We start from the raw sequence: 25,528 nt of genomic DNA on the forward strand, positions 1-25,528 counted from the left end.
ATGGTTAATAATTTTATTGACTTGCAAAAGCGCAATGGCTGCATTCCAAATGGAAATAGAGTTTATTACAGCTCTCGGTCTCAGCCGCCCGTTTTAGCTTTGATGGTTACGCTATTATGGGAGGCTAAATATGAGCAACGCAAAGATTTTTCTTGGCTAGAAAAAGCGATAGCGGCATTAGAAGCTGAATATCAGTTTTGGATGAAAGGGTGTGAAGAGTTAGTTGACGATAAACAAGCTACTAAGCGTGTCGTTAAAATGTCTGATGGGGCTATTTTAAATCGATATTGGGATAGCGCCCGCTCGCCACGACCAGAGTCGTTGAAAGAAGATTTGCATGATGCGCAAAATCTTTCAGCTGATCAGCAGTTGAGTTACTTTCAGAATATTCGTGCTGCCTGTGAATCAGGGTGGGATTTCAGCAGTCGCTGGCTCAGTGAGCCAAGTGATTTGAAGAGTATTGAAACAACAAATATAGTACCCATTGATTTAAATTGTTTAGTTTATAACCTCGAAAAGACCTTAGAAAGGTTTTACAGCTTAATTAACAAAGAGCATAAAAGTCGAGCAATTGCTGAATTGGCATTATTTAGACTAGAAGCAATTAATCAATATTGTTGGGACAATGATAAAGGCGTTTATAGAGACTTTAATATTCGTTTAAATAAGCAAAGTCCCATTGATTCTATGGCAATGGCTGTACCTTTATTTGTCGGTGCTGCATCTGAGCAGCAAGCTCAGCAAGTAAAAACTAAACTAATGAGTGACTTTTTAAAACCTGGAGGGTTAGTTACAACATTATCTAATACTCCTCAGCAGTGGGATAGCCCTAATGGCTGGGCACCTCTGCAATGGTTTGCTGTTAAGGGTTTGCTTGACTATGGCTTTATCAGCGAAGCCGAAGCTGTCATGAAAAATTGGTTGAGTATGATTGAAATGCGTTTTGCTGAGGATAAGTGTCTTCTTGAAAAATACAATGTATGTGAATTGGTAAGTCGTGCTGGTGGCGGTGAATACACAGTACAACAAGGGTTTGGTTGGACGAACGGCGTAACATCACGTTTTTACAAACTACTCAATGACTCACTGTAAAAGGGGAGATGTGAGTATGGTCATTTACAATTTGTTAACTCGCGCGCCTAATCATCCAAATGGATTGGTGATGTTGTAAATTACTAAAATAAAGGGTTATAAATGGTTGAATCATGTATCCAAATTGGGTATTGTGAATAAAATGTTTCAAGGAAGAAATGAGATGATTCAACCAACTTCTGTTTTTCTAAAAGCACAACCAAAACTGCAAAACCGTAGTCAAAGCTATCAATTTTTAATCAAGATGCTTGATGCATTCTTTGTCCGCGTCAAAGTAGATACAAGCTTACCCCAAGATGCGATGCGCGACGAATTTGATCTTTATCTGATAGATAGCACTAACACCGATTGGAAAGACCTATTACCAGCAGAATTAGTACAACTTGCTAAGCAAAACTCAGTGGTTATTTTTAATGCAGATGCTGACGCCATCTGTGAAAAGAACCTACTTTTAAATGGCATTAAAGGCGTGTTTTTTGCCGAGCAATCACCTGAAGATATTTTTTCAGGGCTTGTGAGAGTGATCAATGGTGAGTTATTTTTTAGTCGTAAAAGTATTTCTACAACCTTTAATCACATGCTTTATGCTATGTCTCGTAGTCAATTTAGTGCCAGTAATGATTCGGTAAATAACGATATTGATCTCAGCTTACTAACTAAACGCGAGAAATCAGTGATTCATCTACTTGCACAAGGCGCGAGTAATCGAGATATCGCAGAGCGTTTAAACATCAGCGATCATACGGTTAAAACCCATCTTTACAGCGCATTTAAGAAAACATCATCACGTAATCGCGTAGAACTAGCTAACTGGGCACAAAGCTACATGGCAGTGAGTTTGTCTTTACAAAATACACAGTGATTATAATCCAAAGGTGTAAGTATTGCGTTTAAAGGAGAGTGATTTTACCCAGTGCTTAGCTCTAGCATGGTTAGTAGTAGTTCTTGGTGACGAAAGTCGGCAGTTCATTTTAAGTGTGTGACGCTGTGATGTCAGCGCCACAATTCAATTAGACCGCTTTTGCAGCCCAAATACCTTTGTTAATACCTTTTAGTACAAGATCACTTAATGCTTTTTCTATTGCTTGAGTTACGCAGATGCTCATAGGCTCGTTGTCGGTAAAACCGGCTTCTGCTTCAGCTAAACGCTTGTAACTGACATAGCGAAAGAACCCTGCGCGCATTTCTTGACTGAGCACTTTTTTGCTTGTCGCAACGGATAGCAAAACTTGCGTTTGTGCGAACATCGACAGCGCGTAAATAAATTGAGATTGCATCCTCACGGTATAACTCTGATGCGCCAATCCCGAAGTATTCCATCCCAATACCGCCCGTTTTAATATTAGTATCGTAGCTGATGATACCGCCTTCTAAGATTATTTTTGCAGTCGTAAGCGGTGGCAGTTCAGGCAGTTTGTCGTTTTCGGCTTGCGCGGCACGAATAATTTTGCGCTCAGTCAAAATGTTTTGTAGACCTTCACGTTCTACCGGAATAAACCAATCTGATTCATGTAATGCTTGCACTAAAATAGAGTTTGCGCCTTGGGTCACTGCGGTAGAAAACGAACTGACATTAGCTTGAGGTTTGTATTGCCCAGTTTGGTCGCGAAATGAATACACAGAAACAGGAATGCTGCCCACTGGTTGTGGAAGTGCTTGCAATGCCTTAAAGGTTTCTGTTGGCTCTAGTGTACTTGCGAGTTGCTTTGTCGGTGGAATTAAATTGCCCATTGATGAACAACCCGACAAAATTACGATTAGTGTGGTTAAGATTAAACTTCTCATTATCCAAACCTCGGTACTTCAATAACTGTAATTGTTCCATCAGAAGTATTTGTTATTCTTACAGTAATAGAATCGCTAGTACTGGTAATGATTTGAATTTCATAATCACCTGTCATGAAGATAGAGTCACCGTTAAAAATACTGTCGTCGATTTCATCACCAAACGCCATATCGGTGATTCCACGAACCATGCGATTTAAATAGGTACGCTCTAATGAGTCTTGAAATTTTTCACCATAAGTTTGTTCGATTGTTGGCGCTTTATGTTTATTCTGGGATTGCGCTTTATTAAGCAGCATGCTGCCATTGAGTGGACTGCCACCAAAACTTGGATTTATAGGGGTATAAACGAGTTCAGTTGCCCAACTGTAGAGGGGGCAGAGTATTATTATTAGTGTTGTTAAGTATTTCATTTTACCATCCATTTTTTGCCATATCAGGTGATGATTGCTGCATTTTGTTACGCGCCATTGCATCCATTACGCTATACATGGCTTGTTTAACACGCTCATCTAATGGCTCTAAACGACGCCCTAGGTAGGTAACGTACACAATTTGGTTGTTCATTCTTAAAACAAGGCGAGTACCCGCTCGAGGTAATACCGTTTCTTTTATTTCGATATTAAAGCCAGCTGTTGAAGGTAAGTCACGCCAAAGATTGGCAAACTCAAAATAAAATTGATGGCCAAATCGGCTAATGCTTCTATCGAGTACTAAACCATCAATTTCGAGATCTTCGCCATAACTAGCAGCACTTTGAGCTGCAAGCAAGATACAACATATGCGGAGAAAGTTATTTAATTTCATAGTGAAATGAGGGAGCAAGGCTCCCCCTAAATATGATTATTCTTGGGTTACAGTCGCGATATTGCCATCACCTAGCTGAGTGATAACGACCGTGCTGTTAGAGCCAATCATTGAGCCTTCTACAAGGTTAGCATTACCTTCTTGGACAACGACCAGTGAATTACCTTCACCACCTAACAAGAATGCGCCTTCACCAATGCCTGCAACAAAGTTTTCAGAACCAGTTTGGCTAATATCAACTGAATTGCTACTTCCTTCCATGATAAGGTCAATCGCATTTAGTTCACCAACTTGTGTGAAAGCAACCTGGTTATTGTTGCTATCAAGCACACTTGCAAACGTTAGTGCGGCTTCATTTAGATTACCTTCTTGGTTAATCGCAATATCATTATCATTTGAAGATAGCGATGTATCTGGATAAGAAGACTGAACCAGTACCGTGTTTTCATCACCTGCTTGTGCAATATCAACGTTATTATCGTTGCCATTAAAGTTAGCAATATGTGCACTGTTTGAATCACCAATTTGGTTTGCAACAAATTCATTATCATTGCCAATTGCACCAAGGTATACATCATTGCCGTTACCATTTTGGAATGCCGTTAGCTCGTTATCATTGCCAATTGCATCTAAGCCTGCAGTATTCCCATCTTGCTTTTGATTAACAAGTAACGTATTGCCGTCACCAATTAATACCGCTGATTCAAAGCTATTGCTGTTGCCTTCTTGGTCTGATTTAACTTCGTTATCATTACCTGTAACTTCAGCAATTAACGCAGTGTTTGAGTCGCCATCTTGCTCAAGTTCAACTTCGTTGTAATCACCACGAACAGAAGTTAATGTTGCACTGTTAAACGCACCGGTCTGGTCAATTGTAATGTCGTTGCCATTGCCGACAATTTCATCTGACGTAAAGGCGTTGAATAAGCCTTCTTGAGCTACTTCAATCGTGTTGTCATCACCAATGACAGTATTAAATGTAGCTTCATTTAATAAACCAACTTGCTCAGAGCTTACTGTGTTGCTATTACCTTCTAAATCGAAGTTGTAGAACCAGTTATCCCATCACCTTGGGTTACAGTAATTGTATTTTCATCACCTGTAACTGTGTTAATAGCTTCATTATTAATACCAAAGAAGCCAGCACCTTGTTGTTCAACACGAATAGCGTTGTCGTTACCTACTGTTTCAGACAGTGCGCCATTCATTGTGCCATTCTGAGTATGAGCAACATCATTGAAATCACCTGTATTATAAATAAGTGATAAGTTAGATGTTTGTGCTTGGTTAACTTGAACCATATTGCCGTCACCAATACTGACGGTTTCTGCACGTTGTCCAGTGCCTTGCTGGGTAATAACTGCTTCATTACCCACACCTGTTACAGATACTTGATCTAGAATAATTGAGTTGCTAACACCTAAAGTTGTTACCTGAGTAGCAAGCTCAGAGCTAGACTGCGCTTTGTCATCAGTATTTGCGTTAGCAGCAAAGCTTGAACCGAGTGCAAAGGTGATTGCACAGGTAAGAAGAGACTTTCTTAACTTCATGATTATTTCCTTTAAATTATTATTAATCAAAGCTCTAAAATATTATTTTTGCTTTTAGGGCCATGTACCGGCATGCCTTGCCGGATTAAATTGCGTGATATTCAAGTGTTCGCTAACAATCAGAAGTGAATGAAGCAAAATTGTTAAATGCACTGAAAAGATAAAGCAATTAACAGAAAATCACTTTAGACAGATATGGAATAATATAAAATCAGCAGTTTTTGTGGTTTTAATTAATTCTTTATTTTCATGATCTTATAATTATCTAATCAGGTTTTGATATGAGGAATTATTACAAAGCAGTAAAAAAGTTTGATAAATAACCTCGGGTAATTGACGCTCCATTTGTCACGAAAAAGGCTGGTTTTTATCTGAATTTAGAATCTAAATTGGTAAAAAAGCATGGATTTGCTGCCTGTTTAATTTTTTTCCTTGCCTGTTATCTGCAATTCGCCATTTATGGGGTATGCCGCGTGATAATCATTTTCAGAAGTAATGAGCTTTGGTGGTCGAATCATGTTGATTCGGTCAGTATTACTAATTATGGATAGTAAATATGAAAACTAAATTATCTGTATTAAGCCTCGCCTTATTACCTTGTATAGGTGCTGCGCAAATCAGCACACCAGCAAAAACAACTCTCGTCGGTGCAAGTGAAGATTCTGTACTCGTTATGTATAAAAAGGGCACTTCTGCAGCAATGCGTGCTCATGCTCGTAGCTTAGTCAGAGCCACAATCAGCGATATGAATAAAGATGGTGTTGATGATAATTACTCAGCGATTTTATCTGGCCGTTTAGCTAAGTTTAAAATTGCAGGAATGAGTACAAAAGAAGCTATCAAGCGTCTACAAACTCATGCTGCCATAGAATATGTAGAACCAGATTATCGAGTCTCAATTGCAAGTGCGCCTAATGATCCAGATTTTTCATCATTGTGGGGGTTACACAATGAAGGTCAGACAGGTGGTGTAGATGATGCTGACATCGATGCGCTTGAAGCATGGTCTATCTCAACAGGTAGTCGCGATGTTGTTGTTGGTGTGATTGACACGGGTGTTGATTACAGCCATGAAGACTTAGCTGATAATGCATGGATCAACCCAGGCGAAATTCCAGGAGATGGCATCGATAACGACGGTAATGGTTATGTTGATGACGTTCACGGTATTAATGCTATCACTGACTCTGGTGATCCAATGGATGACCAAGGCCATGGTACTCACGTATCGGGTACAATTGGCGCGTCAGGTAATAACAGCACGGGTATTGTAGGTGTTAACCACGAAGTATCGATTGTAGGTTGTAAATTTTTAAGTGCAGATGGTACCGGTTCCACTTCTGACGCTATTAAATGTATCGATTACATGGTTGATCTTAAGAATCAAGGCGTAAATTTACGTGTTCTAAATAACAGTTGGGGCGGTGGTGGCTTTAGCCAAGCTCTAGCGGATGCTATCACAGCGAGTGAACAAGCTGATATCTTATTCGTTGCTGCTGCGGGTAACGATGCGGTTGATAATGACCAAAACCCTCACTATCCGTCAAACTACGAGCACGACAGCGTATTATCTGTTGCCAGCACTGATAGCAGAGATAACATGTCTAGCTTTTCACAATGGGGTTTAACCAGTGTTGATTTAGGTGCACCGGGTAGTGCTATTTTATCAACGGTACCGGGCAATGGTTATGCTAGTTATTCGGGTACTTCAATGGCAACACCACATGTTGCGGGTGCCGCAGCATTAGTACTATCGATTAATCCTGATTTAACAGCGCTTGAACTTAAAGAGTTGCTAATGAATAGCGGTGACCAGAATGAAGCACTGCAAGGTAAAACAGTGTCTGGCAATCGTTTAAATGTGAATCAGGCACTAGAACAAGCTGATCCGACTCCAAGCTTCAAAATCTCGGTTTCGCCAAGTTCACAGCAGATTACTGCTGGTGAAACGGCAACTTATACCTTTGAAATTGGCTCAATCGCCCAGTGGGAAGGTGTTGTTAGCCTAGCACTTCAAGCTGACTTAGCGGGCGCAACGCTATCGCAAACTGAGGCGGTTCCTGGTGATGTAGTTACTTTAACTGTACCAACAGAAGAGGCAACAGCGTGGGGTAGCTATAGTTTTGTTGTTGATGCAACATCGGGCGAGCTAGCTAAACAAAGCAGTGCGTCATTGTTTGTTAACCCTGTTGGCTTAAATGACTTTACTTACTCAAATGAAACACCAGTGTCTATTCCAGATAACAATGACACGGGTGTTGATTCAATCATTACAGTTGCAGATGAACTGACGGTTTTCTCAACGGATGCAAGTATTGATATTGCTCATACTTACATTGGTGATTTAATCGTTACATTAACGTCGCCGCAAGGTACAACAGCTACACTACACAGCCAATCAGGTGGTGGTGCCGACGACCTAGTACAAAGCTATTCGCTAGCAAACTTTAATGGTGAAGTTGCGACAGGTGATTGGGTACTTAATGTGAAAGACGTACTGTCAGCTGATACGGGTACTTTAAACAGCTGGTCACTGACGTTTAGCGCTATTGGTGAAGTAAGCCCGCAGCCACCACAAGCTGGCTTTGCATTTGAAACATCAGGCTTAAATGTCACTTTCACTAACACCAGCACTGATAGTAACGATGATATTGTTGCTTGGGCGTGGGACTTTGGTGACGGTGCTTCTTCAACAGATGCTGACCCTATGCATAGTTACGCACAAGCGGGTAGCTATGAAGTAACGCTAACTGCGACCGATAGCGAAGGTCAAACAGATACGTTTACACAAACGGTTGTGGTATCTGATGTCGAAATTGAGCTATCTGTTAAACGTGCAAGTAAAACACGATTAGGTACGATGCGTGTTGATTTAGGTTGGCAAACAGTGGCCGATCAAGTAAGCATTTATCGTAACGGTGAACTAATTGAAACAGTCGCTGATCGTGGTTTCTACCGCGATGTACAGCGTAAGGCTGAGTTGCCAAGCTATGAGTATCAAGTATGTGTAACTGAAACGACTTGTTCTAACCCAGTAACAGTGTCCTTCGACTAACATTGTTCCACACGACAAAGCCCAGTTTCCCCGCTGGGCTTTTTTATTTGTATTACAAAATGAGTTTTCTACTACAACAATGTATAATATGCGCCCTTTAAATGTTGACTTGTCGTATTGATGTGGGGTTGTGAGTGAAAGCATTGCTGAAACAGCATGGTGTAATTTTTATTCTTCTAAGTATGCTAACCGGGTTAATGGGGGCATTCGTTAACCCATTGATGAGCTTATTTATTGTAGAAGGGCTGCGAGCACCCCCTATGTACTTAGGTGTTTATGTGGTGGCGGTCACCATTATGGGGTTAGTTATCAGTCAGTGGCTAGGTAGCATGGCTGATAAAGGCACCAGTGCGCGAAAGTTATTTATGGTGGCTGTATCGGGTATGGTGTGTGCGTTAGTGGCGTTTTTGCGAATGCTACTGCATTTTGGCAAGTCTTGCTCGCAGGCGTGTTGTTTCTTGCAATGGGTAATGCGGCAATTCCGCAAATGATGACCGTGGCAAGACAATGGGCTGGGCGTCAACAGAACATCGACATCACCAGTTTTAATTCCCGTTTACGTGCTGCTATTTCCTTTGCGTGGGTGGGCGGTCCGCCACTTGGTTATTTGTTAGCCGCTGGAGGCGAGTTTAGCCGCTCGTTTTACTTTGCTGCGGTGTGTGCCTTGGTTGCTCTTATTTTTGCATTTAAGTTTATTCCTGACTACAGCGCTAAGAAATCACAAAACGGCAGAGAGCCTGCAGCCGCAGCGAGTTTATCATTTTGGTTGTTGGGCTTAGCTATTATGCTTGGTTCAACGGGCAATATTATGTATTCATCGGCACTGCCGCTTTATAGCATTACTGAACTAGGATTCGCTGAACATACGCCTGGGCTGTTTATGGGTGTAGTGGCGCTGTTAGAAATTCCTATCATGCTGTATGGGGCTAAGCTTGCTAAAAAATACAGTAAAGTCGCGATGCTTGCGGTGGCATTTTGTTGTGCCATTGTATTTTATTTAGGAGTGTTTTTTGCCACTCAAGTTTGGCATTTGATCGCGTTGCAAGTATTGAATGGGCTGTTTTACGGTATTTTTGCGGGCATTGGCTTAACCGTATTACAAGATCAGCTCCCCGAACGAATAGGGTTTACCTCAGCGTTTTACACGAACGCCATTAAACTGGGTGTTATGTGCGGGGCAGGGGCAACTGGGGTTGTTGCACAGTTTTATAGTTTTAGGTTTGCAACACTTGGCTCAATGCTAGCAGCCAGTTTGGCCCTTGGGTGCTTAATACTATTTAGTTATGTAAAACGAAATGAGCAGCAACTTAGTCAAATACAGCACCCTTTTGTTACTGTTGGTAAGAACACATAAAACGCAAAAAGCCCAGTAAACACTGGGCTAAAACGAGGGAGGAGAGTAATTAATAAAAAGAGTATTTTAAAGTAAGCGACGTTGTACGGCCGTTAATAGTACGGGCACGAATAATGTCGTTATCTGGTACTGAGCCTTCTTCTGCTTCTGTGATACCTACGGTGTCGAACAGGTTGTTCACGTTAAGCGATAAACTTAAGTTTTCAGATAGATTGTAACTTACAAAGCCATTCACTTGTGTATAGCCATCAAACTCAAGGTCGTTACTGTCTTGTGCGTAAGCATCCGTTGTACCAATAAAGCTTAGGCCTGCAGCACCTTTGTCAAAGTTGTAAGTTGCCATTAGAGAGTAAATAAGGTCAGCTTGACGACGTGGTGTATTACCGACTAACTCTGGCGATAACGCATCTTTAGCAATTTCTGCGTCTGTCCAAGTAAAGTTACCACGGAAATCCCAATCACCTACGTAGTAGGTTGATTCAACCTCAATACCTTTTGCTTCGTACTCGCGGTCAAAGAACTTTTGTGATGTTGCTTCGAAGTTTTGCTCTTCTGTTTCTGCGTAGAATGCAGTTGCAAATACTGATAGCGAATCAAAACGTTTTTTCACGCCGATTTCGTATTGGTTTACTTCATCAATTGCATCGGCTTCTGCAACTGAGCCATCTGCGTCTACTTTACCAAATAATAAGCGGTCTGCATTCGCGCGGCCGCCTTTACTTAAGCGGGCAAATGTCGCAAAGCTTGGATCAATTTGGTAGTTCGCACCAATTGAGTATGAGCTGTAGTGCCAGTCGTAGTTAACAATGCTAGGATTTGCATTATCAATACCAGCAACACTTTGCTCAGGAATTGAGATGGTACCGTCGCCATTCATATCAATTGTTGATGTTACTGCACCTGCGTAGTTACCGCGTGCTTCACCTGAATCATAGCGAGCACTTGCATCAATGCTTAAATCGCCAAACTTAGTGGCTAAGTTAATGTAAGGTGCGCGTGTTTCGTATTCTGTGTCGTAGTTACGTTGACAGCAGTTACCCCAGTAAGGTGTACCATAAGCGTACAAGCCATTATCTGAGTAGCTGTCGCCATTTGCAGCGTAAACGTCAAGTAATGCCGCGTTGTCGCCTTTTAGCTCCATAACATATGAGTTCCAAAGCCACGACATATCAATCGATTGGCTTGATGCAAAGTAACCAAACGTAACACTGGTGTCATCAGAGAACGACTTAGTTAACTTAAGATCATTAACAATTGAGCCCATGTCGTTGAGCGTTACATCGAATGTATGAATACGCATTGCTAAATCGTCATCGCCATAGGCTTCGCCTGCTGAACCACCATTTGCATAAACAAGCGATGCACCATCACCAGCAATACTAGAAGCAATAGAGCTTGCACTTGCAACTTCAGCTGGAATAAGAGAAATAAAGTTACCGCTTACTGATGACGTTCTAAAGCGGTTTTCGATGCGCCAGTCGTTTTCTAAATCAAATGCTGCTTCAAAACCTACTGAGGTAACAACTGGGTTCATACCGTCGGTCATATCGCCCGTGCTGATTTGGTTATCACCATTTAAACGCAGCGTTTGTGTGAAAAGAGCAGAATGCGGCGTATCTGATTGCGCATCGAAACCTGGGATTGAATCGCCATCTGAGTACATAGGCATAGGTAGGTAACCTACGCTTTTATCATCGAGGTGTTTAAAGTACACACGCACATAACCAGCATCAAATTCTTTGGTCAGGTTTGCCTTAATTTGGCCACCTTTATTTGATGTATAACCGGTTTCACGCGGTATTCACCTTGGCGAACGAAGCCACCAATGTGATAGCGCACACTGTCGTTTAGGTAAGTACCATACTCAAAGTCTGTACGAATAGAATCATAATCAAGGCCTACAGTGGTCGATACACTGCCTGATTCGTTCTCACCCGTTTTTGAAATAAAGTTGATGATACCACCTGGTGCGTCACTTGCTGCTGTTGATGCTGAGCCACCACGGATTGATTCAACACTTTGCACTGTTGAATCTAAGCGCATGAAGATATCTGCGTTACCAAAGGCAATATCGCCAAACTGCATAACTGGTAAGCCATCTTCTTGTAGTTGCAAGAATTTAGCACCGCCTGATGCAACCGGTAAACCACGTACCGCGATATTCGCGTTACCTTCACCGCCTGTTGATTCTGAACGAACACCCGGAATTGTTCTGAAGGCTTCTGCAGTAGAACGTGGTGTTGATACTTCAATTTCAGCTAATGTCACACTGCTAACCGATGAGCTTGATGCCATGATGGTTGTACGGCGTGGTACACCGGTTACAACGATAGTTTCAAGACCGCTTTTTTTAGCCTCAGGTTGTGCTTGCTCTTCGGCGTGTAAGTTATGGCTTACTGCTAATGCAAGCGCGCTTAATGTATAAAGGGCATGTTTGTGTGTTGTCATAATGTGCCTCGTCTCAATCCCAGATGGTTTGTTGTCTAAATTGTTATCTTAATCGATTAAGTAAAGATAACAATAATTTTACACAGTGCAAGTCTTTTTAGTGAAAAACTTGCACGATTTATGTTCGATAATTGATTTTTAACGATTTTTATTTAGTGGCTTAATGCACTGTGCTGCGCTAACGCTTGCTCAGCAGGGTTACGTAAGTAGTTATATAGCATGGCTAAAAACAGTAAACATGCGAAGCCTGTTGCGAGATAAAAGCCGTAACGAATGTGGCCAAAAAAGTCGCTGATCACACCCATTAATAATGGGCCTGCTGCCGCAGAAAGGGCAGTAAAAAACAAAATAACTCCAGCTACCGCACCGTGTTGCTGCACCGCAAAGCAAGAAATACCTTTTGAGTTTAAAGTTGGGTAGATCATCGACATGAACAGCCCAGATAAAGGGAGTAAGAACACTGCCCAATCAACGCCACCGAAGATTAAGCCTAAATAACACAGTGCAATTCCTAAGCTTAAATACAGCATCGCCGCTTGCCAGCTTAAGTGATTTAATAGCCATACCGCTAAAAACCGCCCCGCAGCGCGTAAAATGAAAAATAAGGTCAGTGCATAGGTTGCCAGTAATTGCCACGGGCCGTCGTAATCGCCAAGTAGAGTAGGCATCCAAACGTATATTGCTACTTCGGTTGCAACATAAAGGGCAATTGCTAATGAAAAGCCCAGTGCATAAGGGTTTTTCATCATGCTCATGGTGGTTGCAAGAGAGGCCGGTTTTGCGTGTTCTTCTAGCTTTTTAGGTTTAGGGTAATCTGCACGCCAAGCAATTATGGTTAAAATCAAACATAAAACCCCAGCGATAACATAAAGGTAGGTCCAGCTAACCTGTTGGGTGATTAAAAAGCTGACAAGGGCAGGGCCTACAATGGCGCCAACACCAAAGAAACCTTCGACCAAATTCATGGTTTTTGTGTGCTCTAAATTGTTTGTAGAAATATCACCTAACAGTGCCAAAGCACCGGTTTTAAATAGGCCAATAGCAAGACCAATACAGCTAAGCAGCACTACAAATACGCTAAAACTACTGCTAACAGCAAATAGAAAACAACAAATGGTGAAGATGCCGAGTCCTAGCATGATGGTTTGTTTGCGGCCAAAGCTGTCGGCCAAAAAACCTAAAAACAGGCCACTAAAAGCAATAAGTGCCATCGGTGCATAATGGAAAGCACTGGCTTGGGTCATGCTTAAATTAAATTCTTCGATAAGCTCAGGTATGATCATACCAACCGCATCAGAGGTCATCGCAAACATAAAAAACATCATGTATGTCAGCCATCTAATGGTTTGCAAAGGATCGTGTGTTCTATTCATTGTTGTATCCCCACCGAAAGGTCTGCGCCTTTACTATGTATATTAGTGTATAAAAACTATAAAAACTGCTTGAATAATTTGCTGTCGTGGTTAAAGATATATCTTAATCGATTAAGTTTCAACTTGGTATTAACAATTATGATCAACAATAAAGTGCAATTAATCACCTACGCAGACCGTATTACTGGTCAAGGTATTGATGAATTAAGTAATTTATTAAATGGCCCACTTAACAATGTGTTTGCAGGTGTACATTTGTTGCCATTTTATAATCCGATTGATGGCAGTGATGCTGGCTTTGATCCTATTGATCATAGTGAAGTAGACTCGCGCCTTGGTAGCTGGGACGATATAAAAGTCCTTGGTGCAAACTATGACTTAATGGCTGACTTAATTGTTAACCATGTTTCAGCACAATCTTTCCAATTTAAAGATGTACTCGCTAAAGGCAAGCAATCTGAATTTTGGGATTTATTTCTAACCAAAGATGATGTATTCCCAAATGGCATGTCTGAGGCTGAACAACAAGCGATTTATCGTCCGCGCCCAGGTAGTTGTTTTACACCAATTACATGTGGTGACGGCCAAACCTATGATTTTTGGACCACTTTTACCGATAACCAAATTGATATCAATGTGAAATCAACGGCGGGTATCGAGTATTTAGATACGGTGCTTGGCAAATTTGCTGATAATAATGTCAATATTATTCGTTTAGATGCGGCAGGCTATGCGATTAAAGAAGCTGGCACAAACTGCTTTATGTTGGATGAAACCTTTGAATATTTAAATAAGCTTTCGGCGCAAGCTAATGAAGCGGGTATGGAAACCATTGCCGAGATCCATAGCCATTTCCAAACTCAGGTTGAAGTCGCAAAGCGTGTAAATATGGTTTACGATTTTGCTTTACCACCCCTTATTTTACACAGCTTGTTTAGCAATGATGCGCAAGCATTACTGAATTGGCTAACTATTTCGCCGCGTAACTGTTTAACGGTACTTGATACTCATGATGGCATTGGCATCATTGACGTATATCCGATGGGTGATAAACCGGGCTTATTAGACGCTGCGCAAATTGATAACTTGGTTGAAACCATTCATGAAAAGAGCGAAGGGCAAAGCCGCCTAGCGACTGGTGCAGCAGCAAGTAATGTCGATTTATATCAAGTAAACTGCACATATTACAATGCCTTGGGTGCAGATGACTTTGATTACTTATTAGCGCGTGCGATTCAGTTCTTCGCACCAGGTATTCCACAAGTTTATTATGGTGGCCTGTTCGCTTGTGAGAACGATATGGAATTATTGGCTCGTACCAATGTAGGTCGTGATATCAATCGCCCTTATTTAAATGCGCAAGACATTGATGCTGCGCTTGCTAAACCTGTGGTGAAAGGTTTAATCAAGCTGATTCAATTACGTAATGAGCACCCAGCTTTTAACGGTGAGTTTATTGCTAAAGGTGAAGGCAGTGAGTGCCGTTTAAGCTGGCATGATGATACCAGCTCAATCGAGTTAAAAGTTGACTTTTTAAGCCGTGAAGTGATCATTGTTGATCACCGTGAAGGCGAACAAAGTATTGTTGATTTGGCTGACTTTTTAGCTTAACTACTTTGACCCAATTGCAGTTGATAGTCGATTTCGGCTGTTTGCTGCTCTTTCGATAGAAACAAGGTCGCAGCAATACGGCCTTTTTCTTCGCTATTTTGATGAACAGTGGTGAGTTTTGGCACAAATCGTTGGCCTTCATCGATGCCATCGAAGCCAACAATTCTGACATCTTCAGGAACCGATAAGCCCATTTTTAATGCTTCGCGCATGGCGGCAAGGGCGATCAAATCACTCATACATAACAATACGTTTGGCCTTGGTGTACTGCTAAGTGCTTCTTTGGCGGCAATGCTGGCAAAGCGCTCGCTGCTTTCAGGAATATTCCATGTTCTATCATCACCCAGGGTGATGCCAGCATCGCTGATTGCTTGGTGATAACCGCGCAGTCGTTGATGAGCAATCGACTGACCGGCTTCAAACTCATGATGTTCGTATACTCGGCATAATACGTCGTTATCAAGTAAGCGCAGGCCTAAAATAGCAACCCGATCATCATTTTTGTGCAGTGCATGTTTGGCAATATCAAAGCTGGCTTGTTGGTTGTTTACGTTTACTGAGGCATCCCGACCGATATTAAAGTCAACCGTTACCACATGTTTTGCGACCTGTTTTAATTGTTCCACAAGTTGCTTGTTACGAGGGCGACCATAACAAATAAAGCCATCAACAAAATCGACCACGCTATTAAGGTTATCGCTGTTACCAGAAAATAATAAAAGGTTAATACCATTTTTTTCGAGTACCGCCGATACACCGCGCATAAAACTGCTTGCAACCGGATCTGATACCATATATTCAACGCTGTCTGGCAATACTAAAGCAACAATATTAAAGGTGCCTCGGCGTAATGATTGCGCCGCCTTGTTAGGACCAAAGTAGCCGAGCTTTTTACAGGCAGCCAAAATTTCTTCGCGGCGTGCTTTCGATAATTGATCAGGGCGGTTAAACGCATTTGATACGGTGGCATTTGAAACACCTAACTCTTGGGCAATACTTTTCAGCGTCCAACTTTTTGGCTTTGTCATTGTAGGTTCTTAATCGATTTACTTAATTGTAAATTACCATATAAAGAGTCGAAAAAAAGTGTTTTTAGTCATAAAAATAGGCGTACCATAAAAGAATGAATACGAGTGTGAGAAAAAGGCGAGTAGCGAGTGATTTCTAAGTTACCAAAATGGGTTGAGATTGGCGCATTTATTTTGGCGCTGGTGGCTGGGTGTGTGAATGCGGTTGGTTTACTTAGCTTTGAGCATCAAGCGGTATCCCATTTATCAGGAACTGCAACCTTGCTTGGCGCAGATCTTATACACGGCAATAGCCTTGATGCTTTGCATTTATTAGGCGTATTACTGTCATTTTTAGTTGGGTCTGGTATTGCTGGTTTTTTGCTACATAGTTCAGCACTTAAACTAGGTCGTCATTACGACACAGCATTATTCATTGAAGCAGGGCTTTTACTGGGCGCACTTTGGCTATTGTTTAATGGCTCTGGCTACGGGCACTTTTTAGCGTCTGCGGCATGTGGATTACAAAACGCCTTGGCAACAACTTACAGTGGTGCAATTGTGCGTACAACCCATGTAACGGGTATATTTACAGATTTAGGTATTATGTTTGGTCGGGTTTTACGTGGCGAAGCGCTTGATAAACGTAAGGCTAAACTGTTTGGCTTAATCATTTTAGGGTTTATTTTTGGCGGCTTAGCAGGGGCATGGTTATTTGCAAAAATGAGCTTTTCGGCGCTTTATGTGCCAAGTGCTATTTGTATCTTACTTGCCTTGACCTATCGTGTTTATTCTCATCGCAATCCAGAACTTAATGATTAGCGATACTCTTTGGGGTTGCGCCAAAGGCTTGTTTAAATACACGGCTAAAATGGCTTGGGTTATTAAAGCCTAATTTGTAACAAACTTGGCTAATTGCCTCGCCTTTTTCGAGCAGTTTATACGCTTTTTGTAAGCGTAATTGCTGTTGCCAAAGAGCGGGCGTAACACCAAATGCCAGTTTAAATTGCTGATAAAATTTACTGCGGCTCATACAGGCTATCTTGCATAACACATCAATATCAATATTCTCTGCAAGATGCTGTTCTATATAACTAATTACATGGCTTAATGGGGTTGTGAGCTTGCCTTGCTTACAACTTGCTATCATTAAGTCTCGGCTTTGCTGCTGTAACAGGCGGGTTATGAGTTCATTAAGTGATAAATCAATTAAGTAATCACGGTGTTGCTCATTTTCGCTAAACAGGGTGATCATCCGCTCAAGCAGTTGTTGAGTTTGCAGGTTATGCTGGGCGTGCACTAACTTGGCTTGATATTGAAAAAAGTCATCCTGGGTAATTTTCTGGTTAAAATTAAGAGCATCAACTACTTGGCTTATTTTGTCGGTACTGATTTCAATCGCTAAACAGGTTGTTGGCTGATTGAGAGATGCATTGGGAAAATCGATTAGCACCCCTTGCTCTGGGGCAAGAACAAATGACTGGTTTGGTAAAAACTCTTCATGATAATCACTGTCGGCGACATGCATGATTTTTTTACCGCTGATCATGCCGCAAAATAATAATTCAGTGGAATGTAACGCCACTTTTTGGGCATCTAAATAGGTGTCGTAAATACTTAATTCAGCATGTTCGCCCGCAAAACTGACTTTATTTTCAATAAGCACATCAATACGTTGTCGTTTTTTATCTAAACTTCTATTGCTAACTGATGTGTTCATTGTTGCCTCGCTGTCGTCCTAAATTCTGGACAAATAGTCAAAAAGTCTGGACTAGGAATCAAGTGTGTTTTCAGTAACTGAGCTAACTTCAACTGTTAGCGGTTCATTAAACAATAACCTACCGCATAATTTAGTCAATGCTAAATAAAACACAACAATTTGAAGAGAGAACACATTATGATTTATGCAAATCCAGGCAGTGAAGGCGCAAAAGTTAACTTTAAAGCGCAGTATGAGAATTATATTGGTGGCCAGTGGGTTGCCCCTGTAAAAGGAGAATACTTTGAAAACATTAGCCCAGTAAACGGTAAAGTGTTTTGTAAAGTACCTCGTTCATCAAAAGAAGATATCGAGCTGGCACTTGATAAAGCCCACGATGCAAAAGCGGCATGGGGAACTACGTCGGTCACCGAGCGTAGCAATATCTTATTAAAAATTGCCGATCGTATTGAACAAAACCTAGAAATGCTGGCAGTGACCGAAACCTGGGATAACGGTAAAGCAATTCGTGAAACACTTGCGGCAGACGTGCCACTCGCGGCTGATCACTTTCGCTATTTCGCAGGTTGTGTGCGTGCGCAAGAAGGTTCAATCGGTGAGATAGACGAAACCACGGTTGCTTATCATTTTCATGAGCCACTGGGTGTAGTAGGGCAAATTATTCCTTGGAACTTTCCATTGTTAATGGCGGCGTGGAAACTTGCACCAGCCCTTGCTGCCGGTAACTGTATTGTTTTAAAACCAGCTGAACAAACGCCTACATCTATATTAGTGTTGCTTGAAGTGATTGGTGACTTATTGCCTGCAGGTGTTCTAAATGTGGTTAACGGCTATGGTAAAGAAGCAGGCGAAGCGCTGGCAACCAGTACTCGAATTGCGAAGATTGCCTTTACAGGCTCAACGCCAGTGGGTTCACATATTTTAAAATCCGCTGCTGATAATATTATTCCTTCGACGGTTGAGCTAGGTGGTAAATCGCCAAATATCTTCTTTAACGATGTCATGGAAAAAGACGATGAGTTTTTGAGTAAGGCGATTGAAGGGGCTGTACTTGCGTACTTTAACCAAGGTGAAGTGTGTACGTGCCCATCGCGTTTATTTATTCAAGAAGATATTTACGAGCAATTTATTGAGCGTGTTCTTGCCCGAACTCTACAAATTAAACGGGGTAATCCACTTGATACCGAAACTATGGTGGGTGCTCAAGCATCACAAGCTCAGTTTGATAAGATCCTAAGCTACATCGAAATTGGTAAACAAGAAGGGGCCGAAGTTCTCGCTGGCGGCGAAGTCGAGCAACTGTCTGATGAGTTTAATGGCGGTTACTACATTCAACCAACGCTATTAAAAGGCAGTAACGACATGCGCGTGTTCCAAGAAGAGATTTTTGGCCCGGTTATTTCAATGTCGACTTTTAAAGATGAAGACGAAGCGTTAGCCCTTGCTAATAGTTCTGAGTTTGGCTTAGGTGCTGGTGTATGGAGTCGAAACATGAACCGTGCTTATCACTTTGGTCGTAAGATTGAAGCGGCCGTGTTTGGACCAACTGCTATCACATGTACCCAGCACACGCTGCGTTTGGTGGTTATAAAAAGTCAGGCATAGGCCGCGAAACACATAAACTTGCCCTTGATCATTACCAACAAACTAAAAACCTATTAGTCAGTTACAGTGAGAATCCACTGGGCTTCTTTTAAAAGCAATTTCTTATTGTTGTCGAAACTACCCAAACGCCAAATCTAGTGGCGTTTTTATTTTATAACGGGCATAAAAAAGCCCGGCGAACACACAAGCCAGGCTTTTCGACAACAATTTGGTGGAGTCACCGCGTGTGCAGTGACTCGGAATAAAAAAGCTTAGAGAACACACAAACTAAGCTTTTGACAACAATTTGGTGAGTCACCGCGTGTGCAATGACTCGGAATAAAAAAGCTTAGAGAACACACAAACTAAGCTTTTGACAACAATTTGGTGAGTCACCGCGTGTGCAATGACTCGGAATAAAAAAGCTTAGAGAACACACAAACTAAGCTTTCGACAACAATTTGGTTGAGTCACCACGTATGCAGTGACTCGGTATATAAAAAAGCCCAGAGAACACACAAGCTAGACTTTTTGTGACAACAATTCGGTTAGCGCAAACACGCTCAATGGTGTGAAGCTGTTTAGCTTAAAAGCGCTGATGAGTTAACTTTAGAGTAATCCTTCTAATTCGACAAACGATTAAAATAAACCTGATAGATGAATTTTTTTAATCTATTAGCATGTGAAGTACTTTTTATTGCCACAACAATGCCTTAGTGATTAAATAGGGTGTTTTTTAAACATAATAATTATTTAAAATGGATTTTTATGAAACGTTTGACGCTTTACTTATCACTCATCTTTACAGCTCTAAACTTTGGCCCTTTTGGTGTTAATCTATGTCGCGCCGATGAGGGGCGTACAGTCACTCACTCTGAAATTAATTGGTCTGAACTTGCTATAAAAGATGTTGAAGCGGCTTACCAATTATCGGTTATCAATCACCCAGGGATGCATGATGTACGAAATCCAGGCTTTGCTAAACAGCTTGAAAAAGCAAAGCAAGAAGGCTTAAAGCTGGCTGTAAAAGCGCATAGTTCACAAGGTTTTGCTGCGGCTATTGCACGTTTTAGAACTGTACTACAAGATGGTCATGCGGGAGCGATTGATACCTTACCAAGTGAATTAAAACCCCAAAGAAGTTGGCCGGGCTTTTCAACTGTATGGCGCGGTGATGCGTTAAAAGTGTATTACAGCGAATTAGATACAGTTGCCAAGGGCGATAAGCTCGTAAGCTGTGATAATACAGCAATTAATACTTTGCTCGTTGAACGTGTTTTTCGCTATTACGGCGAAGTTGAGCAACCTGGTAGTTGGTGGAATCATGGCTGGCGACTAACTATTGATGACGGAAACCCGTTTTTATCGCCACTTGAAAGCTGCACATTTGAAAAAGCCGACGGCTCTGTTTACAGCTTAAAGTTAAATTGGCGTATTAGGCCTGATGATGTCAGTGGTAAACTTAAACATGCTTACAACGGCGACAAGTTACCAATTGAGCTTAATTGACCTTTTAAAGGATATTGCGTGGATCAGTATGCCAACGTATGCACCCAATGAGCAGCAGCAAGCAGATTACCAAACGATGCTGAGCGCCATTGAACAGCAACATGATAAGTTAATGCAAGCTAAAGCTGTGGTGCTTGATCTTCGCCATAATCAAGGTGGCTCATCGATGTGGAGTGAGCAAATAGCCTCAGCACTTTGGGGTAGCGAACAGTTTAAATATGGCCGCTATGAGTTAGACAAAAATACCCAAGTGTGGTGGCGTGCTTCTAAAGGCAATACTGACTATTTTGGCGATGTAGTCGCAAGCTATGATAAAGCTAGCCCTTGGTATCAATGGTTAAAGACGACTCACGAAAGTATGCAGGCGGCTTATGAAAAAGGTGAACATTTTTATGTTGAGATACCTGCAGCAGAGCAGCCAGCATTGCCAAAAAACGCCAGCAAGTTTACTACACCGGTTTATGTGATTGTGCCAGGGCAATGTGCCAGCGCCTGTTTAGACGCACTTGATAGTTTTAAATTATTTGCAAACACACAGTTAGTTGGCGCACCAAGTAGTACCGATTCTACCTATATGGAAGTGAGGCTCGAAACCCTACCTTCAGGTTTTGCTAAAGTCATTTTGCCGATAAAGGTCTATGTGAACAGACCCCGAGAAAAAGGCTTTTATTATCAACCTGATATTCAATTCAATGAACTTGAATGGACAACGCAAGCGCTTGTTAAAATGATTGCTGAGTTGTAATTAAACAAGTTCTTCTTGCTTTTTTATATTATATGAATACGATCTATATACGTTTCATATATAGGTCGCATGATGGGTATTGTTAAAATAAGCGATGAGCTACACGAAGAAATCCGTAAAGCAAGCACAGCGATGGTGCGCTCAATCAACTCACAATCTGAGTATTGGATTAAAATAGGGATGCTTGCAGAGCTTAACCCCACCATGACTTACAGCGATATTATCAAAGAGCAACTTCGTCAAGCTGATGTGAAGGCTAAGGATTTGAGTGATGAGTAAAGTTGTAATTAAAAATGCAGACGAAATTGCTTTGATGCGAGAGTCTGGTCGATTACTTGCTGATGTATTTGCTTATCTCGACCCTTTTGTAAAAGAGGGAGTGACTACAATGGAAATAAACGATCTCGTTGAGCGCTACATTGTTGAGCAGTTACAAGCAAGGCCATCAAGTAAAGGGCAGTACGGCTACCCTTATGTACTAAATGCCTCTGTGAACGAGGTGGTATGTCATGGTTTTCCAAGCGAGAAGGGTATTTTAAAAGCAGGCGATATTGTGAATATTGATATCACTCTTGAGAAAAATGGCTATTTAGCTGACTCGAGCAAAATGTACTTAATTGGAGATGTATCGCCTTTAGCAAAGCGTTTGGTAGACACCACCCAGCAAGCCCTGTGGCACGCGATTAAAATGGTAAAACCAGGCGTGAGGCTGGGGGATATTGGTAATGCGATTGCAAACTTTGCTCATCAACATGGTTATAGTGTGGTTAAAGAATACTGTGGTCATGGTATCGGCCAGCAAATGCACGAAGAGCCACAGGTATTACATTATGGCAAGAAAAATACCGGGCTGGTATTAAAAGAGGGGATGACCTTTACAATTGAGCCAATTATCAATCAAGGGGCTGCTAAAGTAAAAACCAAGCCTGATGGCTGGACTGTGGTTACAAGAGATAAAAAGCTTTCTGCGCAATGGGAGCACACTTTAGCAGTAACGGCTGAGGGAGTTGAAGTGTTGACCTTACGCGAAGAAGAGCAACACTTTTTAAAATAAATTGTGTGTTAACAGGCTAATTCAGCAACGGGCTCTTCTGCTAACCAGTTAAGGGCCGCTGTTTTTGACTTAAATACATTCATTATCAAGCCTGCTCGTTTATACAAATTGCAGTAGGTATCACTCAGCAAGCTACCGCCTTCAAGCCCATCTTTTATGACTAAGGCTGTTTTGGCTGGTGCAATGCCCTTACGCTTGAGTTCAACAAAATACACCATTAACTTTTCAAGTGCATCAGGGGTTGCCATACACGAATTTTTAAATTCAACTAATTCAAACCACTGGCCGTAATCAGCGTTGAGCTTATTGATGTAATCCTTTTGCATAAAAGAGTGCGCGTCAATAATCTCTTCATTGAAAGGACCTGTTGCGGTTGTTAAAAGTGTATTTTCACGTTGATAAAACTCAACAAGGCCGTGAGGTTTAAAGTTTTTGAATGGATAATGGTTTGTTGATACTTTTTTATGCATCCGTTCAATCCCTGAATGTTTATTGAGCTTTTGATAATAGCAGTGAAATCAACGAATTCAATCTTTTGGTTTGGATTTTCTTAAAAACTAGTGAAAAAGCACTGGTTTTGCTACCAGGTAGAACCTGCTTGAATGTATATAGCATTTTGTTCAGGACCATGGGCTACATCTAAACCAATGCTGATACCGTAATGTTCATCAATCAAATAGCGAAACCCTGCACCCACAGTATCAATGGTTTCAGCCTTTGATAAGTCAGAAAAGCTATCGGCTGCCCAGCCCATACCAGTAAACACATTGAGTTTTATTTTATGTGTGACTTTATAGCTTGCTTCAGCATCAGTAACAAATACATCTAGGCCTTGATAACGCGTTGCTGACACCCCACGCAGCTAATACTTGGCGGAATGTAAACTGGTAAGCGTTTCTCACCTCGATTATTAACCGAGTCATACTGCATACGTAAAGCAAAATTAAACTTATCGGTGTAACGCCAATAGTTTAAGGCGGTTAGCTTTAGACTGGTGTAATCAACCTTACTGCCAATAGCCTCATCAAAATATAAATATTCGGCCTTGTAATTAAAGCCACGTTCAGGGTTAAGCGGGTTATCTCGGCTATCGTATTCCAGTAGCGGACCGATACCTGACGTATTTACATCAAGTGAAGGGTGCTCCTTGATAATGTCGTTTTCAAGTAAAAAATCTTCGATAGGGTTATCGGCTAAGCTAATATCAACTTGGCGATAAATCTGTTTAAAACCGTAAAAGAAGTTACTATCGTCATAGCGTAACTTAAGATTTTGGAACACAGCAGGACCTTCAATATTTAACGATAATGGCGTGAGAAGCTTTATTTCGTCGAAGGTATAAAAATCAAGATTGATACTCGCCCAGCCAACAATCCCTTGATAGCGAATACGGTCTTCATCCCAAAACGTAATGTGACCAACAGCGCCGCCTTTGGTCCCATTTTTAGTGCCCACTAGGCCCACTAAACTAATGCTTTGTGGTAGGGTAGAGCCCTCTTTTTTCTTCTTTTTAGCCTTTTTCTCGTTGTCATGAAAAAAAAGGCCAACAACACCAAGGCCAGGCCCTACAGCTGGTTCTGTAATAAACGTCGGGATGGGCAAAAATGAAATAGGTTCATCAACTTTTTGTTGTTGATTGCTTAATTGTTGCTCGGCAGGTTTTATTGCATATTCATCGTAACTTGATGCAAAGCTTTCAGTGCTTAGTAAACTTACCGCCAACATATTTATTAGTACTACTTTTTTCACTTAATCCCTTACCCTGTAGTTTATTTTTCTTCAAATCTTAATTTATAGTTGATAATTAAACTCGAGACGGTGGTCGCCATCCACAAAGTCAGCGTTTTCATTCCAATTTGCAAAATAGCGGAGATTCATTCGCGGGTTTATTTGGTAACTTGCGGCGAATTCATGAGTTAAAATATGGCTTTGGTTTAACCCATAGTAATGGTCTTTGTAGTTATCACTACCGCCGATAGTGGTTAGCCAAAATGGATTGTAGTTAAGCCATATTTTATCGTTAATTGTCACTTTAGCGTACATACCCACTAAACCATAAGCACCCATAATGGAATAACCACTGTCACGACTGCCGTCATCTTCTAGGGTATTTTCACCAAGCGATGCACCCACACCAGCTAACGGATAGAACGTGAAACGTCCCATAGGTTTTAAAGCTTTAATAAAGCTGTACGAAACATCCATACTTTCGTCAGCAACAAGATTGGCATTAAGGTTATAGTTAGCATCAATTTGCGTTGCACTCATAGAGCTCAAATCAACAGAGAAGTTTCGAAAGCGAAACGAGTCGATAGAATCTGTTGTTTTGCTGTCGCTTTCCCAGCCTAGTGCATCGCCATATATGCCTTTTACTTCAATAACATTCATTCCGGCAGTTGTTGCGATACCTGTGTCGTATGCTTGGCCTACTTTTAAGTTTAGCCCTTTGTTAGTGGTACCAAAGCCTATTTGAGTATAAACAGCCAGAGGATCTGACATGTCTTGTACTTCTTTTTGATTATCCGCATAACTGGAAAATGAAACCCCAATACTAATTAGTGTGATGAGGTGATATGAAGTCATGTGTTGTCCTTACACAGAGATAAAAAGGCTTTTTCATTAGTTAGTTATAGTCTATTTTTTGTTCTTGTTCAATCCTAATTGAGGGCGAAAATATGGGGATCCAGTAGTTAAAATTTATGGGGTATTAGTTTTTTAGTATAGCTAAAAAGTTCACTAAGTATTTGTTGTTAGGTATTAATTATTAATTTCAAAAGCGGTTTATAGAAAATAGGTGGTTTTATTGATAGAGGCCAATGTATATAAAGGTAAGT

Annotated in this window: 22 protein-coding genes and 4 pseudogenes; 12 read left to right on the forward strand and 14 right to left on the reverse strand. The window is 41.3% G+C overall.

The features are described from left to right. Positions 1 to 1,092 carry a trehalase family glycosidase gene (locus ACRWSG_RS19640; protein ID WP_462167299.1) on the forward strand — a complete coding sequence of 364 codons (1,092 nt, stop codon included), beginning with the start codon at positions 1 to 3 and terminating at the stop codon, positions 1,090 to 1,092. Between the two features lie 163 nt (positions 1,093 to 1,255). Continuing rightward, positions 1,256 to 1,954, forward strand: coding sequence for a helix-turn-helix transcriptional regulator (locus ACRWSG_RS19645; RefSeq protein WP_462167301.1), 699 nt, complete (start codon positions 1,256 to 1,258; stop codon positions 1,952 to 1,954). A 148-nt stretch (positions 1,955 to 2,102) separates the two neighbouring features. On the opposite strand, the pseudogene ACRWSG_RS19650 reads toward ACRWSG_RS19645, so the two are convergent. From ACRWSG_RS19650 to ACRWSG_RS19675, 6 genes and pseudogenes are all read right to left on the reverse strand, one after another. Then, positions 2,103 to 2,877, reverse strand: a pseudogene (locus ACRWSG_RS19650) (CsgG/HfaB family protein). After that, the gene (locus ACRWSG_RS19655) at positions 2,877 to 3,302 is read right to left on the reverse strand and encodes a curli assembly protein CsgF (protein ID WP_462167302.1); all 426 of its coding nucleotides are present in this window, start codon (positions 3,300 to 3,302) and stop codon (positions 2,877 to 2,879) included. The pseudogene ACRWSG_RS19650 and the gene ACRWSG_RS19655 overlap by 1 nt, the downstream one beginning before the upstream one ends. After that, complete coding sequence (locus ACRWSG_RS19660) at positions 3,292 to 3,684, reverse strand: curli production assembly/transport protein CsgE (protein WP_054554012.1); 393 nt, start codon at positions 3,682 to 3,684, stop codon at positions 3,292 to 3,294. Before ACRWSG_RS19660 ends, ACRWSG_RS19655 begins: the two co-directional genes overlap by 11 nt. 36 nt (positions 3,685 to 3,720) lie before the next feature. Next, on the reverse strand, positions 3,721 to 4,014 hold the full coding sequence (locus ACRWSG_RS19665) for a hypothetical protein (protein ID WP_462167303.1): 294 nt from the start codon (positions 4,012 to 4,014) through the stop codon (positions 3,721 to 3,723). 237 nt (positions 4,015 to 4,251) lie between these two features. Continuing rightward, a pseudogene (locus tag ACRWSG_RS19670) lies at positions 4,252 to 4,668 on the reverse strand (curlin); the annotation flags it as partial. 50 nt (positions 4,669 to 4,718) lie between these two features. Continuing rightward, the gene (locus ACRWSG_RS19675) at positions 4,719 to 5,234 is read right to left on the reverse strand and encodes a hypothetical protein (protein WP_462167304.1); all 516 of its coding nucleotides are present in this window, start codon (positions 5,232 to 5,234) and stop codon (positions 4,719 to 4,721) included. 556 nt (positions 5,235 to 5,790) lie between these two features. Here ACRWSG_RS19675 and ACRWSG_RS19680 point away from each other — a divergent pair. From ACRWSG_RS19680 to ACRWSG_RS19690, 3 genes are all read left to right on the forward strand, one after another. Then, positions 5,791 to 8,289, forward strand: a complete 2,499-nt coding sequence (locus ACRWSG_RS19680) for a S8 family serine peptidase (protein ID WP_194441301.1) — start codon at positions 5,791 to 5,793, stop codon at positions 8,287 to 8,289. Positions 8,290 to 8,423: 134 nt separating this feature from the next. After that, positions 8,424 to 8,780 (forward strand): hypothetical protein, encoded by a 357-nt coding sequence (locus ACRWSG_RS19685; RefSeq protein ID WP_462167305.1) that lies wholly within the window; start codon positions 8,424 to 8,426, stop codon positions 8,778 to 8,780. Continuing rightward, the gene (locus ACRWSG_RS19690) at positions 8,678 to 9,643 is read left to right on the forward strand and encodes an MFS transporter (RefSeq protein ID WP_462167306.1); all 966 of its coding nucleotides are present in this window, start codon (positions 8,678 to 8,680) and stop codon (positions 9,641 to 9,643) included. Before ACRWSG_RS19685 ends, ACRWSG_RS19690 begins: the two co-directional genes overlap by 103 nt. A 49-nt stretch (positions 9,644 to 9,692) precedes the next feature. On the opposite strand, the pseudogene ACRWSG_RS19695 reads toward ACRWSG_RS19690, so the two are convergent. Together ACRWSG_RS19695 and ACRWSG_RS19700 are read right to left on the reverse strand one after the other, a co-directional pair. Then, positions 9,693 to 12,091, reverse strand: a pseudogene (locus ACRWSG_RS19695) (TonB-dependent siderophore receptor). Between the two features lie 152 nt (positions 12,092 to 12,243). Beyond that, positions 12,244 to 13,464: an MFS transporter gene (locus ACRWSG_RS19700; RefSeq protein ID WP_462167307.1), complete on the reverse strand. Its 1,221-nt coding sequence runs from the start codon at positions 13,462 to 13,464 to the stop codon at positions 12,244 to 12,246. Positions 13,465 to 13,602: 138 nt separating this feature from the next. Between ACRWSG_RS19700 and gtfA the strand changes: the two genes are divergently transcribed. Further along, positions 13,603 to 15,075: a sucrose phosphorylase gene (gene gtfA, locus ACRWSG_RS19705; RefSeq protein WP_462167308.1), complete on the forward strand. Its 1,473-nt coding sequence runs from the start codon at positions 13,603 to 13,605 to the stop codon at positions 15,073 to 15,075. Here gtfA and ACRWSG_RS19710 read toward each other — a convergent pair. Then, the gene (locus ACRWSG_RS19710) at positions 15,072 to 16,103 is read right to left on the reverse strand and encodes a LacI family DNA-binding transcriptional regulator (RefSeq protein WP_462167310.1); all 1,032 of its coding nucleotides are present in this window, start codon (positions 16,101 to 16,103) and stop codon (positions 15,072 to 15,074) included. The two genes, gtfA and ACRWSG_RS19710, sit on opposite strands and share 4 nt — an antisense overlap. A 129-nt stretch (positions 16,104 to 16,232) precedes the next feature. Here ACRWSG_RS19710 and ACRWSG_RS19715 point away from each other — a divergent pair, with 129 nt between their 5' ends. Further along, complete coding sequence (locus ACRWSG_RS19715; RefSeq protein WP_462167311.1) at positions 16,233 to 16,904, forward strand: YoaK family protein; 672 nt, start codon at positions 16,233 to 16,235, stop codon at positions 16,902 to 16,904. Here the strand turns inward: ACRWSG_RS19715 and ACRWSG_RS19720 are convergent. Beyond that, positions 16,894 to 17,802: an AraC family transcriptional regulator gene (locus ACRWSG_RS19720; protein ID WP_462167312.1), complete on the reverse strand. Its 909-nt coding sequence runs from the start codon at positions 17,800 to 17,802 to the stop codon at positions 16,894 to 16,896. The genes ACRWSG_RS19715 and ACRWSG_RS19720 overlap by 11 nt on opposite strands. 177 nt (positions 17,803 to 17,979) lie before the next feature. Here ACRWSG_RS19720 and exaC point away from each other — a divergent pair. From exaC to map, 5 genes and pseudogenes are all read left to right on the forward strand, one after another. After that, positions 17,980 to 19,499: pseudogene (exaC, locus tag ACRWSG_RS19725) on the forward strand (acetaldehyde dehydrogenase ExaC). Positions 19,500 to 20,154: 655 nt separating this feature from the next. Beyond that, complete coding sequence (locus ACRWSG_RS19730) at positions 20,155 to 20,895, forward strand: hypothetical protein (RefSeq protein WP_462167313.1); 741 nt, start codon at positions 20,155 to 20,157, stop codon at positions 20,893 to 20,895. Beyond that, a complete protein-coding gene (locus ACRWSG_RS19735; RefSeq protein ID WP_462167314.1) occupies positions 20,831 to 21,640 on the forward strand; it encodes a S41 family peptidase in 810 nt (269 codons plus the stop codon). The genes ACRWSG_RS19730 and ACRWSG_RS19735 overlap by 65 nt, the downstream gene beginning before the upstream one ends. A 72-nt stretch (positions 21,641 to 21,712) precedes the next feature. Then, positions 21,713 to 21,919, forward strand: coding sequence for a ParD-like family protein (locus ACRWSG_RS19740; RefSeq protein WP_462167548.1), 207 nt, complete (start codon positions 21,713 to 21,715; stop codon positions 21,917 to 21,919). Further along, a complete protein-coding gene (map, locus tag ACRWSG_RS19745) occupies positions 21,912 to 22,694 on the forward strand; it encodes a type I methionyl aminopeptidase (protein ID WP_462167315.1) in 783 nt (260 codons plus the stop codon). Before ACRWSG_RS19740 ends, map begins: the two co-directional genes overlap by 8 nt. Before the next feature lie 8 nt (positions 22,695 to 22,702). Here the strand turns inward: map and ACRWSG_RS19750 are convergent, their stop codons facing one another. The 4 genes from ACRWSG_RS19750 to ACRWSG_RS19765 all read right to left on the reverse strand — a co-directional run bounded on the left by ACRWSG_RS19750 (position 22,703) and on the right by ACRWSG_RS19765 (position 25,277). Then, positions 22,703 to 23,164, reverse strand: coding sequence for a hypothetical protein (locus ACRWSG_RS19750; RefSeq protein ID WP_054553999.1), 462 nt, complete (start codon positions 23,162 to 23,164; stop codon positions 22,703 to 22,705). A 110-nt stretch (positions 23,165 to 23,274) separates the two neighbouring features. Beyond that, positions 23,275 to 23,547, reverse strand: a complete 273-nt coding sequence (locus ACRWSG_RS19755; RefSeq protein ID WP_462167316.1) for a hypothetical protein — start codon at positions 23,545 to 23,547, stop codon at positions 23,275 to 23,277. Next, entirely contained in the window at positions 23,520 to 24,443 is a 924-nt protein-coding gene (locus tag ACRWSG_RS19760) for a BamA/TamA family outer membrane protein (RefSeq protein WP_462167317.1), read from the reverse strand. Before ACRWSG_RS19760 ends, ACRWSG_RS19755 begins: the two co-directional genes overlap by 28 nt. Before the next feature lie 42 nt (positions 24,444 to 24,485). After that, positions 24,486 to 25,277, reverse strand: coding sequence for a hypothetical protein (locus ACRWSG_RS19765; RefSeq protein ID WP_462167318.1), 792 nt, complete (start codon positions 25,275 to 25,277; stop codon positions 24,486 to 24,488). Positions 25,278 to 25,528: the final 251 nt, after the last annotated feature.

Source organism: Pseudoalteromonas sp. GB43, from assembly GCF_054923805.1.